General features: G+C 72.4%; 15 protein-coding genes. 12 read left to right on the top strand and 3 right to left on the bottom strand.

The window, feature by feature from the left end; translation table 11 throughout:
• Positions 1–9 precede the first annotated feature (9 nt).
• The 5 genes from nusA (at position 10) to BQ6202_RS03590 (ending at position 5,216) form a co-directional block, all read left to right on the top strand.
• Complete coding sequence (nusA, locus tag BQ6202_RS03570) at positions 10–999, top strand: transcription termination factor NusA (protein ID WP_072313069.1); 990 nt, start codon at positions 10–12, stop codon at positions 997–999.
• A 29-nt stretch (positions 1,000–1,028) separates the two neighbouring features.
• Positions 1,029–1,310 (top strand): YlxR family protein, encoded by a 282-nt coding sequence (locus BQ6202_RS03575; protein ID WP_268753743.1) that lies wholly within the window; start codon positions 1,029–1,031, stop codon positions 1,308–1,310.
• Between the two features lie 70 nt (positions 1,311–1,380).
• Positions 1,381–4,143 (top strand): translation initiation factor IF-2, encoded by a 2,763-nt coding sequence (infB, locus tag BQ6202_RS03580; protein ID WP_072313070.1) that lies wholly within the window; start codon positions 1,381–1,383, stop codon positions 4,141–4,143.
• 65 nt (positions 4,144–4,208) lie between these two features.
• On the top strand, positions 4,209–4,652 hold the full coding sequence (rbfA, locus tag BQ6202_RS03585) for a 30S ribosome-binding factor RbfA (RefSeq protein WP_072313071.1): 444 nt from the start codon (positions 4,209–4,211) through the stop codon (positions 4,650–4,652).
• Between the two features lie 258 nt (positions 4,653–4,910).
• Entirely contained in the window at positions 4,911–5,216 is a 306-nt protein-coding gene (locus BQ6202_RS03590) for a GIY-YIG nuclease family protein (protein ID WP_072313201.1), read from the top strand.
• Positions 5,217–5,273: 57 nt separating this feature from the next.
• Here the strand turns inward: BQ6202_RS03590 and BQ6202_RS03595 are convergent, their stop codons facing one another.
• Complete coding sequence (locus BQ6202_RS03595; protein ID WP_072313072.1) at positions 5,274–6,686, bottom strand: RNB domain-containing ribonuclease; 1,413 nt, start codon at positions 6,684–6,686, stop codon at positions 5,274–5,276.
• Positions 6,687–6,777: 91 nt separating this feature from the next.
• Positions 6,778–7,650, bottom strand: a complete 873-nt coding sequence (locus BQ6202_RS03600) for an HhH-GPD family protein (protein WP_072313073.1) — start codon at positions 7,648–7,650, stop codon at positions 6,778–6,780.
• A gap of 37 nt (positions 7,651–7,687) precedes the next feature.
• Here BQ6202_RS03600 and BQ6202_RS03605 point away from each other — a divergent pair, with 37 nt between their 5' ends.
• Together BQ6202_RS03605 and BQ6202_RS03610 are read left to right on the top strand one after the other, a co-directional pair.
• The gene (locus BQ6202_RS03605) at positions 7,688–9,004 is read left to right on the top strand and encodes a DUF418 domain-containing protein (protein ID WP_234946095.1); all 1,317 of its coding nucleotides are present in this window, start codon (positions 7,688–7,690) and stop codon (positions 9,002–9,004) included.
• 49 nt (positions 9,005–9,053) lie between these two features.
• Positions 9,054–9,755 carry a nucleoside/nucleotide kinase family protein gene (locus BQ6202_RS03610; RefSeq protein WP_083586923.1) on the top strand — a complete coding sequence of 234 codons (702 nt, stop codon included), beginning with the start codon at positions 9,054–9,056 and terminating at the stop codon, positions 9,753–9,755.
• Positions 9,756–9,979: 224 nt separating this feature from the next.
• On the opposite strand, the gene BQ6202_RS03615 is transcribed toward BQ6202_RS03610, so the two are convergent.
• The gene (locus BQ6202_RS03615; protein WP_072313074.1) at positions 9,980–10,984 is read right to left on the bottom strand and encodes a ketopantoate reductase family protein; all 1,005 of its coding nucleotides are present in this window, start codon (positions 10,982–10,984) and stop codon (positions 9,980–9,982) included.
• Positions 10,985–11,017: 33 nt separating this feature from the next.
• Here BQ6202_RS03615 and truB point away from each other — a divergent pair, with 33 nt between their 5' ends.
• From truB to deoC, 5 genes are all read left to right on the top strand, one after another.
• Positions 11,018–11,911, top strand: a complete 894-nt coding sequence (truB, locus tag BQ6202_RS03620; RefSeq protein WP_083586925.1) for a tRNA pseudouridine(55) synthase TruB — start codon at positions 11,018–11,020, stop codon at positions 11,909–11,911.
• Positions 11,912–11,920: 9 nt separating this feature from the next.
• Positions 11,921–12,292 carry a hypothetical protein gene (locus BQ6202_RS03625; protein ID WP_143143626.1) on the top strand — a complete coding sequence of 124 codons (372 nt, stop codon included), beginning with the start codon at positions 11,921–11,923 and terminating at the stop codon, positions 12,290–12,292.
• Between the two features lie 14 nt (positions 12,293–12,306).
• Positions 12,307–12,720: a hypothetical protein gene (locus tag BQ6202_RS03630; RefSeq protein WP_442855757.1), complete on the top strand. Its 414-nt coding sequence runs from the start codon at positions 12,307–12,309 to the stop codon at positions 12,718–12,720.
• Complete coding sequence (locus tag BQ6202_RS03635; RefSeq protein WP_327021577.1) at positions 12,717–13,703, top strand: bifunctional riboflavin kinase/FAD synthetase; 987 nt, start codon at positions 12,717–12,719, stop codon at positions 13,701–13,703. Before BQ6202_RS03630 ends, BQ6202_RS03635 begins: the two co-directional genes overlap by 4 nt.
• A 78-nt stretch (positions 13,704–13,781) precedes the next feature.
• Positions 13,782–14,792: a deoxyribose-phosphate aldolase gene (gene deoC / locus BQ6202_RS03640; protein ID WP_072313076.1), complete on the top strand. Its 1,011-nt coding sequence runs from the start codon at positions 13,782–13,784 to the stop codon at positions 14,790–14,792.
• Positions 14,793–14,796 lie beyond the last annotated feature (4 nt).

The following is a 14,796-nucleotide window of genomic DNA, read 5'->3' on the forward strand; positions in this document are numbered from 1 at the left end:
AGCCCACAAGTGAAGATCGAGCTGAGCGTGCTGAAGACCGTCGAGCGCGAGCGGGAGATCTCCCAGGACGACCTCATCCGCATCATCGAGCAGGCGATCCTGCAGGCGCACCTGCGCTCGGGCGAGAAGGTCGATCCGGCCGCACCGCAGCCGCGCGTCGAGGTCGATCGCCGCACGGGTGAGGTCACGCTCTACGAGCCCGAGATCGACGAGGACGGCAACCGCATCGGCGAGTCGGTCGCGACGACCGACGACTTCGGCCGCATCGCCGCCTCCGCCGCCAAGCAGGTCATCTTCCAGGCGCTGCGCGAGAAGAGCGACGAGACGGTGCTCGGCGTCTACAAGGATCGCGAGGGCGACATCATCGCCGGCGTCGTGCAGCAGGGCACGAACCCGCGCATGGTGCAGGTCAAGCTCGGCGACGACATGGAGGCGATGATGCCGCCGGAGGAGCAGGCGCCGGGCGAGGCCTACACGCACGGCAAGCGCCTCCGCGTCTACATCACCAAGGTCGAGCGCGGCCAGCGGGGTCCGCAGGTCACCGTCAGCCGCACGCACCCGTCGCTCGTGCGCCGCCTGTTCGCGCTCGAGGTGCCGGAGATCTCCTCCGGCGCGGTCGAGATCGTGGCGATCGCCCGCGAGGCCGGCCACCGGTCGAAGATCGCGGTGCGCGCCACGCAGCCGGGGATCAACGCCAAGGGCGCGTGCATCGGCGAGCTCGGCTCGCGCGTGCGCGCCGTGCAGGCCGAGCTGGGCGAGGAGAAGATCGACATCGTCGACTACTCCGAGGACCTGCCGGCCTTCGTCTCGAGCGCTCTGAGCCCCGCACGGGTCTCGGATGCGTTCATGCTCGACGAGAAGACCAAGGCGGTCAGGGCGCTCGTGCCCGACTTCCAGCTGTCGCTCGCGATCGGCCGCGAGGGCCAGAACGCCCGGCTGGCGGCGAAGCTCACCGGCGCGAAGATCGACATCCAGCCCGATTCGGTGATGGACGACTGAGCATCCCGGGCGTGTCGCCTGGTATCGTGGTGAGCATCCGAACGTGTCTTGGCTGTCGCGCGCGCTCCGAACCCGCACAACTCGTGCGGATCGTGGCGAACGACGGCGAGGCGGTCGTCGATCTCGATCGACGGCTTCCGGGCCGAGGCGCGTGGGTGCATCCGTCGCAGCAGTGCGCGGAACGCGCGCTCCGCGCCATTCCGCGAGCGCTGCGGCAGCACCGCCTGGATACGACGCCCATCGCACGATGGGCACAGGACGGGCTCGACCCGAGCCCCGACCGAAGGAATGAACGGCACATGGACAACTGATGAGCAGCTCGAAATGAGACCCGTCAGCTATTAGTCCGCCCTGTCCTGGGCGGACCAGGACAGGAGAGAAGTGGCAAACCCACGCGTTCACGAGATCGCCGCCGAAGTCGGCGTCGAGAGCAAGGTCGCTCTGGCCAAGCTCAAGGAGATGGGCGAGTTCGTCAAGGGACCCGCCTCGGCGGTCGCACCCCCGGTCGCTCGCAAGCTCAAGGCTGCCCTCGCGGCAGAGGGCGCTGCCGCCGGCACGCAGGAGGCCGCAGCGGCCCCCGCCAAGCCCGCAGGCAAGACCCCCGCGCCGCGCAAGCCCGCGGCTGCGCCGAAGGCCGACGCCGCCCCGGCGCCGACCCCGGCCGCGCAGGCCCCGGCTGATGAGGCTCCGGCCGCGCAGGCAGCACCGGCGACGCCGGCACCCGCAGCACCGGCCGCAGAGCGTCCGGCACCCGAGGCCGCTCCCGCGGCAACGCAGGCCGCGGCGACGGACGCCCAGGCTGCGCCCGCGCAGGCCGAGGCCCCGAAGCCCGGCGACGCATCCGCGACGCCCGGCAGCGCCATCCCGCGCCCGATGGCGCGCCCCGGCGCGCCGCGGCCCGGCAACAACCCCTTCGCCTCGAGCCAGGGGATGGGTCGACCGCGCGGCGGCAACAACCCGTTCACCAGCAAGCAGGGCGGCGCACCGCGTCCCGCGGCTCCGCGCCCCGGCGCACCGCGTCCGGGCGCTCCGCGCCCCGGCGCACCCCGCCCGGGCGCTCCCCGTGGCGGCGGCGCAGGCCGTCCCGGCGCTGGTGGCGCCGGCGGTGCAGGCGGCTTCCAGCGTCCCGGTCAGGGTGCGCCCAGCCGTGGCGCTCCCGGTCGCGGCGGTCCCGCCTTCGCGGGTCGCGGCGGCGGTCGCGGTCGTGGCGGCACGGCCGGCGCGTTCGGCAAGGGCGGCGCCAAGGGCAAGTCCCGCAAGTCGAAGCGCACGAAGCGGCTCGAGTTCGAGATGCGCGAGGCGCCGTCGATCGGTGGCGTCAAGGTCCGTCGCGGCGACGGCACGACCGTCGTCCGCATGCGCCGCGGCGCATCCATCGCCGACTTCGCGGAGAAGATCGACGCGATGCCCGGCGACCTCGTGACCGTGCTGTTCCACCTCGGTGAGATGGCGACGGCCACGGAGTCGCTCGACGAGGCGACCTTCGAGCTGCTGGGTGCAGAGCTCGGCTACCGCATCCAGATCGTCAGCCCCGAGGACGAGGACAAGGAGCTCCTGGAGGGCTTCGGGCTCGACCTCGCGCAGGAGCTGGAGGACGAGACCGACGAGGACCTCGAGTTCCGCTCGCCGGTCGTCACGGTCATGGGTCACGTCGACCACGGCAAGACGCGACTGCTCGACGCGATCCGCGGCGCCAACGTCATCGACGGCGAGGCCGGCGGCATCACGCAGCACATCGGCGCCTACCAGGTGTGGCAGGAGCACGAGGGCTACGACCGCGCGATCACCTTCATCGACACCCCGGGCCACGAGGCGTTCACCGCCATGCGTGCACGTGGTGCGCAGGTGACCGACATCGCGATCCTCGTGGTCGCCGCCGACGACGGCATCATGCCGCAGACGGTGGAGGCCCTGAACCACGCGCAGGCCGCAGGCGTGCCGATCGTGGTCGCTGTGAACAAGGTCGACAAGGCCGACGCCAACCCGGCGAAGGTCCGTCAGCAGCTCACCGAGTTCGGCCTCGTCGCCGAGGAGTACGGCGGCGACACGATGTTCGTCGACGTCTCGGCGCTGGCTCGCACCGGTATCGAGGATCTGCTGGAGGCCGTGCTCCTCACGGCCGACGCAGGCCTCGACCTGCGCGCCAACCCCAACAAGGAGGCGCGAGGCGTCGCGATCGAGGCGAAGCTCGACAAGGGCCGCGGCTCTGTCGCCACCGTCCTCATCCAGTCGGGGACGCTGCGCGTCGGCGACGCGATCGTGGCGGGCACGGCCTACGGCCGCGTGCGTGCGATGGTCGACGACCGCGGCGAGCTGGTCGAGGAGGCCGGCCCGTCGATGCCCGTGCAGGTCCAGGGCCTCTCGAGCGTGCCGCGCGCCGGTGACACCTTCATCTCCACCGATGAGGATCGCACCGCTCGCCAGATCGCTGAGAAGCGCGAGGCCGTCGAGCGCAACGCGCAGCTGGCGAAGGCCCGCAAGCGCCTCTCGCTCGAGGACTGGAAGACCGCGCTCGAGCAGGGCAAGGTCGAGACGCTCAACCTCATCATCAAGGGTGACGTCTCGGGTGCCGTCGAGGCGCTCGAGGAGTCGCTGCTGAAGATCGAGATCGACGACAGCGTGGACCTGCGGATCATCCACCGCGGCGTCGGAGCTGTCACCGAGTCCGACGTGAACCTCGCGACGGTCGACGACGCCGTGATCATCGGCTTCAACGTGCGACCTGATCCGAAGGCCCGCGAGCGCGCTGCGCGCGAGGGTGTCGACGTGCGGTTCTACAACGTGATCTACGGTGCGATCGACGACATCGAGAACTCGCTGAAGGGCATGCTGAAGCCGGAGTTCGAAGAGGTCCAGTCGGGCGTCGCCGAGATCCGCGAGGTGTTCCGCTCCTCGAAGTTCGGCAACATCGCCGGCTCGATCGTGCGCTCCGGCACGATCACCCGCAACGCCAAGGCGCGCATCATCCGCGACGGCATCGTGCTGGCCGATGGCCTCGCCATCGAGTCGCTGCGGCGCTTCAAGGACGATGTCACCGAGGTCCGCACCGACTACGAGTGCGGCATCGGCCTCGGCAAGTTCAACGATCTGCAGATCGGTGACGAGATCGAGACCATCGAGATGGTGGAGAAGCCGCGCGTCTGATCGCGCACACGGGTATGGGGCGGCTGCGGTCGCCCCATACTCGTCTTGAGACGAAGGAGGAACGCATGGGCGAGAACCCCAGGGCGAGGAAGATCGCCGACCGGATCCGTGAGATCACGGTCAACGCGCTCGAGCGCGAGGTCAAGGACCCGCGGCTCGGATTCGTGACGGTGACGGATGTGCGGGTGACGGGCGACCTGCAGCACGCGTCGGTCTTCTACACGGTCTACGGCTCCGACGAGGAGCGCGACGAGACGGCGAAGGCGCTCGTGAGCGCGAAGGGCGTCGTGCGCCGCGAGATCGGCAAGGGCCTGTCGCTGCGGCTGACGCCGTCGATCGAGTTCATCCTCGACGCGCTGCCCGAGAACGCGTCGACGATCGAGCACCTGCTGGACGAGGCGCGCGTGCGCGACCTCGAGACGCAGCGGGCGCACGAGCGCGCGCAGTACGCCGGCGACGCCGACCCGTACCGCAAGCCGCGCGACCTCGACGAGGAGCAGCAGGACTGATGCGCTTCGCTCGGCCAGCGGCGCGACCGCGCTGGCTGAGCCGGTCTGCGCGCGCAGCGCGCTGACCGTGTCGAAGCCATCCTGCATCGCTGGCTGAGCCGGTCCGCGCGCGCAGCGCGCTGACCGTGTCGAAGCCGTCCTGCACCGCTGGCTGAGCCGGTCCGCGCGCGCAGCGCGCTGACCGTGTCGAAGCCATCTCATCCACAAGGTGTCCACGCTCCACCCGGGCTGCCGCCTCCGTGAGCGAAGATGCCCAACATGCCTTGGACCTACCTCCTCCGCTGCGCCGACGGATCGTTCTACGTCGGCAGCACCGGCCGCGCGCTCGAATCTCGCCTGCAGGAGCACTCCGATGGCGTCGGTGCGGAGTACACGAAGCGTCGGCTACCCGTGCGTCTCGTCTGGGCCGAGGAGCTCGCCTCGACCAGTGAGGCATACGCCCTTGAGCGGCGCATCCATGGCTGGTCGCGCGCGAAGAAGCAGGCGCTGATCGACGGCGACTGGGCGCGGATGCGGCATGAGGCCCGGCGTCGCGGGGTGGCCAAGGTGGAACGACGGCTCTGAGGCTTCGACACGCTCTGCCGCCTGCGGCGGCGGAGCGGCTCAGCCAGCCGTGAGCGGTCAGGCCTGGGCGAAGCGCAGGCGGCGCGAGGCGAGGTCCGCCTCCGTCAGCCGCACCCTGATCCGCTCGCCGGGCCCCGCATCCGTCGTGCACGCGGCCTCGGTCGGCGGGTCGATGAGCTGGATCGTCGCGCCGTCCTTCCGGGTCTCGACCACGACGGCGTCGAACTCGTCGCCGACGCGCTCGCGCAGCACCGCGATCTCGACGGCGTCGATCGACTCGCGCTCGAGCGTGCCGGCGGTCTGGCCCGAGGAGCGCATGATCTCCGGCAGCCCCGCCAGCCCCTCCGCCGCCCACTGCGGGATCTCGCGTCCGTTCGCGATCGCCTCGCAGTGCGCGAGCACGTAGCGATCGACCAGCCGCCGCAGCGGCGCGGTCGTGTGCGCATAGGGGGCGCCGATCGCGGCCTGCTCGAGCTGCGAGGCATCGGAGTCGTCGTCGAGCACCTCGTAGGACGCGCCGCGGAAGAGCCGCCGGGCGGCCTGCAGGATCGCCAGCGTCGTCGGCCGCTCACGGTCGAGCCGGCGCAGGAAGGCGCCGTAGTGCTCGTCCTCCGCCCACACCTCGCCGATCGCACGAACCTCGCGGCGGAAGCGGTCGATGTCGCCGGCGGGCGGCTGCGGCATGGTGCGCAGGATCCCGCGCTTCGCCCGCAGCATGAGGTTCGCCGCCTCCATCCCGGTCATGAGGGAGAGCTGCGCGTTCCATCGCTCGACAGGCAGCAGCACCCGCCGCTCGATGGAGTACCGCTCGCCGTCGTGCGCGATCTGCTCCTCCGGCATGTCGAGGCTCGCGCCCTCGCGCGCCTCCTCGAGCGCGATGCGCAGCTCGCCGACCTCCGCGAGCAGCCCGAGCATCGCGTCACCGCCGTCGATGCGCCGCTGCGCCTCGACGTAGGTCAGCTGCTCGCGCGACCGCACCCGCGCGCGCTCGAGCGCGGTGTCGACGACGTCGCCGCGCGCATCCAGTCGCATCGTCCACACGTAGGCGCCGCGCTCCTGCCCCTCGAGCAGGCTCGCCGCACCCTCGCTCACGACGGGCGGATGCAGCGGCACGCGACCGTCCGGCGCGTACATGGTCTGCCCGCGTCGCCGCGCCTCCGAGTCGATCGCGCCACCGGGGACGACGAAGGCCGGCACGTCGGCGATGGCGTAGCGCACGACGAAGCCCTCGCCCTCGCGCTCGATGCGGAGCGCCTGGTCGAGGTCGGTCGATCCCTCGGGATCGATCGTCACGAGCTCGATCGCGGTCTGGTCGGCCTCCGGCAGCTGAGGCGCGGCCGCGAAGGCTTCGGCCTCGGTGACCGCCTCCGCCGGGAAGTCGGCGTCGAGCCCGAGGTCCTCCCGGATCGCCGCGAGCGCGGCAGACAGCTCGTCGGTCGTGTCGGTCAGTCGCTGGTGTCGCGCAGGCATGCCCACAACCTAACCCCCGCTCCCTCTCGACCGGCCAGCTGGTGGGGCGATCCGCGCTGCGGCGCTGGCCGACCGGCTGCGGGGTCGACCGTCAGTCGGGGAGGCGGATGGCGCCGCCGTCGCGCACGATCAGCCCGTCGGCCGCCAGCGACGCGATGGCGCGCTCTCGCTGCTCGTCGTCGGGCCAGAGCGGCCCGAGCTCGTGCTCGGCGAGCGGCACGTCGACGCCGCGCAGCGCCCGCAGCACGGTGCCGCGCGCCTGCCGGTCGCTGCCGGCGAAGGTCGACTGGCGCGGCGCGCGCCTGCCCTCGAAGGGCGGGTAGCCGGCGGCGCGCCACGCGCACGCGTCGGCGATCGGGCAGGCCTCGCACTTCGGTGCTCGGGCGGTGCAGACGAGCGCACCGAGCTCCATGAGCGCGATCGAGATCACGGATGCGGCTGCCGGCTCCGCGGGCAGCAGGGCGTCGACATCGGCCAGGTCGCGCCGCTTCGCCGGGCCGGCCTCGCCCTGCCCGTGCACGGCCCGCGCGACGACCCGCCGCACGTTCGTATCGACCACCGGATGGCGATCGCCGAAGTGGAAGACCGCGACGGCCCGAGCCGTGTAGTCGCCGATCCCTGGCAGCGTGAGCAGCGCATCGACGGCTCTGGGAACCTCGCCGCCGTGCCGCTCGACGATCGCCCGCGCGGTGTCCTGCAGGCGCAGCGCGCGCCGCGGGTAGCCGAGCGTGCCCCACTGGCGCAGCACCTCGTGCGTCGGTGCGTCCGCGAGATCGGCAGCCGTCGGCCACCGCTCGAGCCAGCGGTCGATCTCGACGGCGACGCGCGCGGCCTGCGTCTGCTGCAGCATGATCTCGCTCACGAGGGTGCCCCAGGCGTCGAAGTCGGGGCGGCGCCACGGGAGGTCGCGGGCACTGGCGCGATACCAGGCGGCGAGCGCGTCCCGCCCCTGTTCGTCGAGCATCCAGCCAGCGTATCCGGCGGGCGGATAGCGTCGTCGGGTGACCGACGCGCAGCCTTGGCCCCCGCACGCTCAGCCCGGCCAGCAGCCGTGGCCGCCCCACCAGGCGGTCGCACCGCATCCGCACCTCGAGGTCGACCGCGCCGCGGCCGCGACCGCAGCCCGCGGGCGCAGCCTCGCGCCCGACCTCGCGCGCGGCCTCATGCTGCTGCTCATCGCGCTCGCCAACGTGCCGTGGTGGCTCTACGGCGCCGAGCACGGGCTGACGAACGCGCACGGCGTGGGCCACGAGGGCGCCGACCTCGGCTATCAGCTGTTCTCGCTCGTGGCGATCGACGGCCGCGCCTACCCGCTGTTCGCCTTCCTGTTCGGCTACGGGATCTGGCAGCTGTACAGCCGGCAGTCCGCCGCGGGCACGCCGTGGCGCGCCGCCCGCCGATTGCTGCAGCTGCGGCACCTGTGGATGCTCGCGTTCGGTGCGGTGCACGCGCTGCTGCTGTGGTTCGGCGACATCGTCGGCGCCTACGGCCTCACGGGGCTCATCGTCGCGTGGCTGCTGCTGCGGCGCTCCGATCGCGCGCTGAAGATCGTCGCCTGGGTGCTCGGCGGCCTGCTGCTCGTGTTCGGCGCGTTCTCGCTGGTCAGTGCCGCGGTGCTCAGCAGCGGCGTCGCCGGTGATCTGGCCGACTTCGGCGGTGTCATGGTGTCGCCGGCGGGGGAGTCGAGCTACCCGCTATTCATGCTCGCGAGCTTCGGCACATGGCTGCTCGCGACGCCCGGCCAGGTCATCGCGCTCACCGTGCCGCTCGCGACGGTGCTCGGCATCCTCGCTGCCCGCCGCGGGCTGCTCGACCGCCCGCATGAGCACCGCGCGACCCTCACCCGCATCGCCGTCGGCGGCATCCTGATCGGCTGGGCGGGCGGAGCGCTCGCCGCCCTGCAGTTCGCCGGCGCCCTCTTCGATCCCGCCATCTCGTGGGGCACGATGGGCGTCTCGAGCCTCGCGGGCGTGGCGGGCGGCATCGGCTACGCCGCGCTCTTCGGACTCATCGCGGCAGCCATCGGTGATCGTCGCGGCATCGTCACGCGCACCATCACGGCGGTCGGCAAGCGCTCGCTCTCGAGCTACCTGCTGCAGTCGGTGCTGTTCGCGCCGATCCTGGCCGCCTGGGGCTTCGGCCTCGGCGCCACGATCTCGCCGATCGGCGCGGCTGGCCTCGCGGTGGGCGTCTGGCTCGTCACCGCGATCGTCGCCGTGATCCTCGACCTGCAGGGCAAGCGCGGACCGGCCGAGGCGCTGCTGCGCCGCCTCGCCTACGGCAAGCGGCAGGTCGCGGCACCGTCGCCGCTCGTCTGAGCGGTCACGCCTCGAGCGACTCCGCGGCCGCGCGCCGTAGGCTGGCGGCATGGTCGACAGCGCTCTCCTCATGCGGGCCGCGTCGTGGACGCCGGAGCAGAAGGAGCTCTACACCCGGCTCACCGAGCTGATGGTGCGGCGCACGCCCCGCGGCCGTCGTCTGGTCGCGGTCGACGGGCGGGATGCCGCAGGCAAGACGCACTTCGCGGATGCGCTGCAGGTCGCGTTCGCGCGCGCGGGCGTCGAGGCGTTCCGGGCGAGCGTCGATGACTTCCACCGCCCGCAGGCCTTCCGCTACCGCCAGGGGCGCCACTCGCCGAAGGGCTACTACGAGGATGCGTTCGACATCGAGCTGCTCGATCGCGTGCTGCTGCAGCCGTTCCGCATGGGCGGCTCGACCGGCTTCATGACGCGCGCCTTCGACCTGCATCGCGACGCCGGCGTCGAGATGGAGTGGCAGACCACCGGGCCGGATGCGGTGCTGATCGTCGACGGCGTGTTCCTGCAGCGCCCGGCGCTGGCAGGCAAGTGGCATGCGGTCGTCTTCCTGGAGGCCGACGACCGCGTCCGAGGCGAGCGGATGCGCGCACGGGACGGCGCGCACCCTGACGTCGGTCACGCCTCGCACACCCGCTACCGCGAGGCGCACGACCGCTACGAGCGCGAGCACTCGCCGCGCACGAACGCGACCTTCGTGGTCGACACCACCGACTGGCGCAAGCCCTTCCAGTCCTTCGCCGACTCCTGCTGACGCGCCCGCCCGCCCCGCAGCCGCACCCGCCTGGCGCCTCCCGTCGCTGAGTGGCGCCTCCCGACGTCGAGTGGCGCCTTCCGTCGCTGAGTGGCGCCTTCCGTCGTTGACTGGCGCCTCCCGTCGTTGAGTGGCGCCTCCCGTCGCTGAGTGGCGCCTCCCGTCGTCGAGTGGCGCGATCCGCGGTCGAGCGGCGGATGCGCGGAGCCGCCAGCGGATCGCGGCTACGCCAGCTTCCGCACCACGGACGGCGCCAGGAACGTCCCGCTGCGCTCCACCTCGTGCACGAGCTCCACGAGCGCAGCGTTCACGGGCGCCGGGCGCCCGAGCCGTGCGGCCTCCGCCACCACGGCCCCGTTGATCGCATCGACCTCCGTCGGCTGCCCGCGCCGGATCGACTGCTGCGTCGAGCCCATGTTGGGCACCTCGCCGAGCCGCGCTCGGATGCGCAGCGGCACCTGCTGCGCCACGCGCCGCGGCGCGAAGGCGACCACGCGCACGAGCAGCGGCGTGAGCCCCTGCAGCGGTTGGAAGCGCACCCCGGCGGCGAGCCCCGTGCGCGCAGTCTCCCGCATCGAGGCGAGCAGCACGCGCCGCAGCCCCGGGTCGCCGATCACGTCCTGCACCGAGTGGCCGATGATCGCGGGGATCGCGTTCACCATGTTGATGAGCAGCTTCGTCCACTGCGCACCCTCGATCGACGGCGTCTCGCTCGTCGGCAGTGCCTCGCCGAGCAGCGCGGCGAAGCGCTCGCCCTCCGCGCCGCCCACGATCGTGTCGCCCGTCGCCGTCACCGTCACGACACCCGGCTCGAGCGAGTTGGCGGCCATCAGCGAGATGCCACCGGCGACGCGCTCGTGACCCAGCAGTCGCGCCGCTGCGCGCTCGCCCCCCAGCCCGTTCTGCACCACGAGCAGCGGCACGCCCTCGAGCGCCCGCCGGTTCGCCTCGAGCGCCTCCACCGCACCGGTCGCCTTCACCGCCAGGATCGCCACGTCAGGAGCCTCCACCAGCTCCTCGAGCGCCGTCGCCGCAGCCGTGTGCGCGCCGAAGCCGCCCTTGATCCGCAGCCCGCGCTCGCGGATCGCGGCGAGGTTCTCGCCCCGCGCGGTGACGGTCACGTCGTGACCCACCGCATCCAGCCGCGCTGCGATCGTGCCCCCGATCGCACCGGCACCGATCACGGCGACGCGCTGTCGGGAGGGGGTCTGCTCGTGCGCCTGCGCCATGCTCGCCAGGCTAGCCGCCGCTAGGCTCTCAGGGTGCCAGCAGCCCCCATCGCTCCCGACGGCATCCTGCTCGTCGACAAGCCGCGCGGCATCACGAGCCACACGGCGGTCAGCCGCGCCCGCCGCGCGCTCGGCACCCGCAAGGTGGGCCACGCCGGCACGCTCGACCCGATGGCCACGGGTCTGCTGATCCTCGGCATCGGCCCCTCGACGCGGCTGCTGACGCACATGGTCGGGCTCGACAAGACCTACACGGCCACCATCGCGCTCGGCTCCGCCACCTCGACCGATGACGCCGAGGGCGAGGAGACGAGCAGGGCGGATGCCTCGCACCTGACGAGCGACGACCTCGCCGCACCGATGGCGAGGCTCACGGGCGACATCGAGCAGGTGCCCTCCTCGGTGAGCGCGATCAAGGTGGACGGCGAGCGCGCCTACGCCCGCGTGCGCGCGGGGGAGCAGGTCGAGCTCAAGGCGCGGCCCGTGACGGTCGCGCGCTTCGACGCGCTCGCGTTCCGGCCGGGCGAGGTGGCAGAGGTCGACGTGGTCGTCGACTGCTCGAGCGGCACCTACATCCGGGCGCTGGCCCGCGACCTGGGCGAGGCGCTCGGCGTCGGTGGGCACCTCCGGGCACTGCGGCGCACGCGCATCGGACCGTTCGGTATCGACGGCGCGCCGCTCGCCGACGACCTGCCTGAGGCGGGCGCCGCCGACCTGCTCCTGCCGCCCGCCGAGGCCGCCGGTCGCATCCTGCCCGTCGTGCAGCTCGACGACGAGCGCGCCGCCAACCTCGCGAGCGGGCGCAAGACCGCGTCGCTCGAGGGCGAGCGGGGGATCGTCGCCGCCGTGCACGGTGAACGCCTCATCGGCATCGCCCGCGTCTCCGGCAACCGGCTGCTGCCGGTCACCAACTTCCCGACGGCCTGAGGAGCGCTCGTGATCAGCTGGCTCATGCTCGCGCAGGCGATCGGCCTGGGCGTCATCGGCGCAGTCGTGGCGGTCGTCGGGCTCACCCGCAGGCCGTTCAACGACTGGGTGCTGGGCGCCGCCGCCTTCGCACTGCTGACGCTCGTGGTGCAGGTGGTGGCGTCGATCATCGCGCCGATCGTGGGGGCGGGGCCGACGGGCGACCTGCTCGAGTACTGGGTGTACCTGATCTCGGCGATCCTCATCCCGCCCGCGGCAGTGATGTGGGCGCTCATCGACAAGAAGGGCGAGTGGCAGACGCTCGTCGTCGGCATCGGCATCCTCGCCTGCGCGGTCATGGCCTATCGGATGCACCAGATCTGGTTCGTGCAGGTGGCGTGACGACCCGCCGTAGAATCGATCGGGTGAGCGAGCGCAGGCATGCAGGGATCGGACGCGTCCTCATCGCGGTGTACGCGGTGCTGGCGATCGCGGCGACGGGCCGCTCCTTCGTGCAGATCGTGCAGCGCTTCGACGAGGCCCCGCTGGCCTACTCGCTGAGCGCCGCAGCAGCGGTCGTCTACATCGTCGCGACGGTCGCGCTCGCCATGCAGCGCAGCCGGGTCGCGCGCGCCGTGGCGCTCGCGGCGGTCTGCTTCGAGCTCGTCGGCGTGCTCGTGGTCGGCACGCTGTCGATCGTCGCGCCGAGCCTCTTCGGCCACGACTCCGTCTGGAGCTACTTCGGCATGGGCTACGTGTTCATCCCCGCGGTGCTGCCCTTCCTCGGGCTGTGGTGGCTGCACGCGAGCCGCGAGCGGGTCGCGGCATGAGCGGCGCCGCGGCCGGCGCGAGCGGCGACCCGATGGCCTGGATCGACGAGCTCCAGGCAGTGCCCAGCGCCGTCACGATCGGCAAGTTCGACGGCGTCCACATCGGTCACCAGCGCATCATCGAGCAGCTGCGCGAGCTCGCCGAGCCGCGGGAGCCCGGTGCGCCCAGGCTCGTGACGACCGTCGTCACCTTCGATCGCAACCCGCTGGAGGTCGTGCGGCCCGACGTGGCACCGCATCCGCTCGTCTCGCTCGAGGCGAAGACCCGGCTGCTCGAGGCGGCCGGCGCCGATCGCGTCATCGTGATCCCGTTCACGAGGGCGACCGCCGCGCAGCCGCCGGAGGAGTTCGCCGAGCGGGTGCTGCTCGACGGGCTCGGCGCCCGCGTGCTGCTCGTCGGCGACGACTTCCGCTTCGGCTTCCGCGGCGCCGGCACCCCGACCCTGCTGCGCGAGCTCGCCGAGCCGCGCGGGGTGCGGGTCGAGTCGATCGACGACATCTGCTTCACCGACGGCCGCCGCGTCTCCTCCACCTGGATCCGCGAGGCGCTCGACCTCGGCCGCATCGCCGAGGCCAACGAGATGCTCGGCCGCCGTCACCAGCTGCGCGGCGAGGTGGTGCGCGGGTTCCAGCGCGGGCGCGCCCTCGGCTTCCCGACCGCGAACCTGGGCGCGCCGGTCGACGGGTTCATCCCCGCAGACGGCGTCTACGCCGCGATCGCGCACGTGGACGCCGGCACCTTCGCGGCCGCCGTGTCGATCGGCGACAACCCGACCTTCGACGGCGTGCAGGCGAAGACCGTCGAGGCCTACCTGCTCGACGTCGACCTCGACCTCTACGATCGGCCGATCGAGCTCGAGCTCGTCGACTTCGTGCGCCCCATGCACCGCTTCGAGGGGCTGGACGAGCTCATCGCGCAGATGCACCGCGACGTCGAGACGACGAGGGCCAGCGTCGCGCCCCTGCTGCCGGGCCCGGCCTGACCGCCACTCGGTAGACTGCCGTCACCCATCCGCCCCGCCGCGCCGCCACGAGCTGCCGCGGCGTCCTGAAGGAGCAGCGTGTCCACATCCAGCCAGGCGCTCGCCCCCGCGCAGCGCGCCGTCCAGCTGCTCGGCGGTGACCTCTCCGAGGTCGCGCTCCGACGGCACCTGGAGGGCCTGCCTGCCGTCGACGCCGTCGGTCTCGAGGCCCGCGCCGCGAAGTTCGGCACCCGCTCGATCAAGAGCACCTCGAAGGCGGCGGCGCTCGACACGGTGATCCGCATGATCGACCTGACGACGCTGCAGGGCTCCGACACCCGCGGCAAGGTGCGCTCGCTCGTGGCGAAGGCGCTCGTGCCCGACGCATCCGACCCCTCGACCCCGCGCCCGGCCGCGGTGTGCGTGTACGGCGACATGGTCGCCGGCGCCGTCGAGGCGCTCGGGAGCGCGTGGAGCGCAGGCAAGGACACCGGCATCAACGTCGCCGCGGTCGCCACCGCGTTCCCGGCGGGCCGCGCGAGCATCGCCGTCAAGCTGCAGGACACCCGCGACGCCGTCGCCGCCGGTGCCGACGAGATCGACATGGTCATCGACCGCGGCGCCTTCCTCGAGGGCAACTACGGGAAGGTGTTCGACGAGATCGTGCAGACCAAGGAGGCGTGCCGCCGCGACGACGGCACCTTCGCGCACCTCAAGGTGATCCTCGAGACCGGCGAGCTCGTGACCTACGACAACGTGCGCCGCGCCTCGTGGCTGTCGATCCTCGCCGGCGGCGACTTCATCAAGACCTCGACCGGCAAGGTGCAGCCGGCGGCGACGCTCCCTGTGACGACGCTCATGCTGCAGGTCGTGCGCGACTGGGAGCGGCTCACGGGCGAGCGCATCGGCGTCAAGCCCGCAGGCGGCATCTCGACCTCGAAGGACGCCATCAAGTACCTGATCGCGGTCGCCGAGACCTGCGGCGAGGCGTGGCTCGACCCGCACCTGTTCCGCTTCGGCGCCTCCAGCCTGCTGAACGACGTGCTGCTGCAGCGCCAGAAGCTCACCACCGGCCGCTACTCCGGCCCCGACTACGTGACGATCGACTGAGGCC

The sequence above is a fragment of the Agrococcus sp. Marseille-P2731 genome (genome assembly GCF_900117395.1).
In the GTDB taxonomy this organism is placed as follows: Bacteria; Actinomycetota; Actinomycetes; order Actinomycetales; family Microbacteriaceae; genus Agrococcus.

Bases quoted from the DNA above. Each gene is read 5' to 3' on its own strand.
- BQ6202_RS03595 (WP_072313072.1), bottom strand. From the start codon at position 6,686: ATGCCTGCGCGACACCAGCGACTGACCGACACGACCGACGAGCTGTCT.
- BQ6202_RS03600 (WP_072313073.1), bottom strand. From the start codon at position 7,650: ATGCTCGACGAACAGGGGCGGGACGCGCTCGCCGCCTGGTATCGCGCC.
- BQ6202_RS03615 (WP_072313074.1), bottom strand. From the start codon at position 10,984: ATGGCGCAGGCGCACGAGCAGACCCCCTCCCGACAGCGCGTCGCCGTG.
- BQ6202_RS03635 (WP_327021577.1), top strand. From the start codon at position 12,717: ATGAGCGGCGCCGCGGCCGGCGCGAGCGGCGACCCGATGGCCTGGATC.
- BQ6202_RS03590 (WP_072313201.1), top strand. From the start codon at position 4,911: ATGCCTTGGACCTACCTCCTCCGCTGCGCCGACGGATCGTTCTACGTC.
- BQ6202_RS03610 (WP_083586923.1), top strand. From the start codon at position 9,054: ATGGTCGACAGCGCTCTCCTCATGCGGGCCGCGTCGTGGACGCCGGAG.
- rbfA (WP_072313071.1), top strand. From the start codon at position 4,209: ATGGGCGAGAACCCCAGGGCGAGGAAGATCGCCGACCGGATCCGTGAG.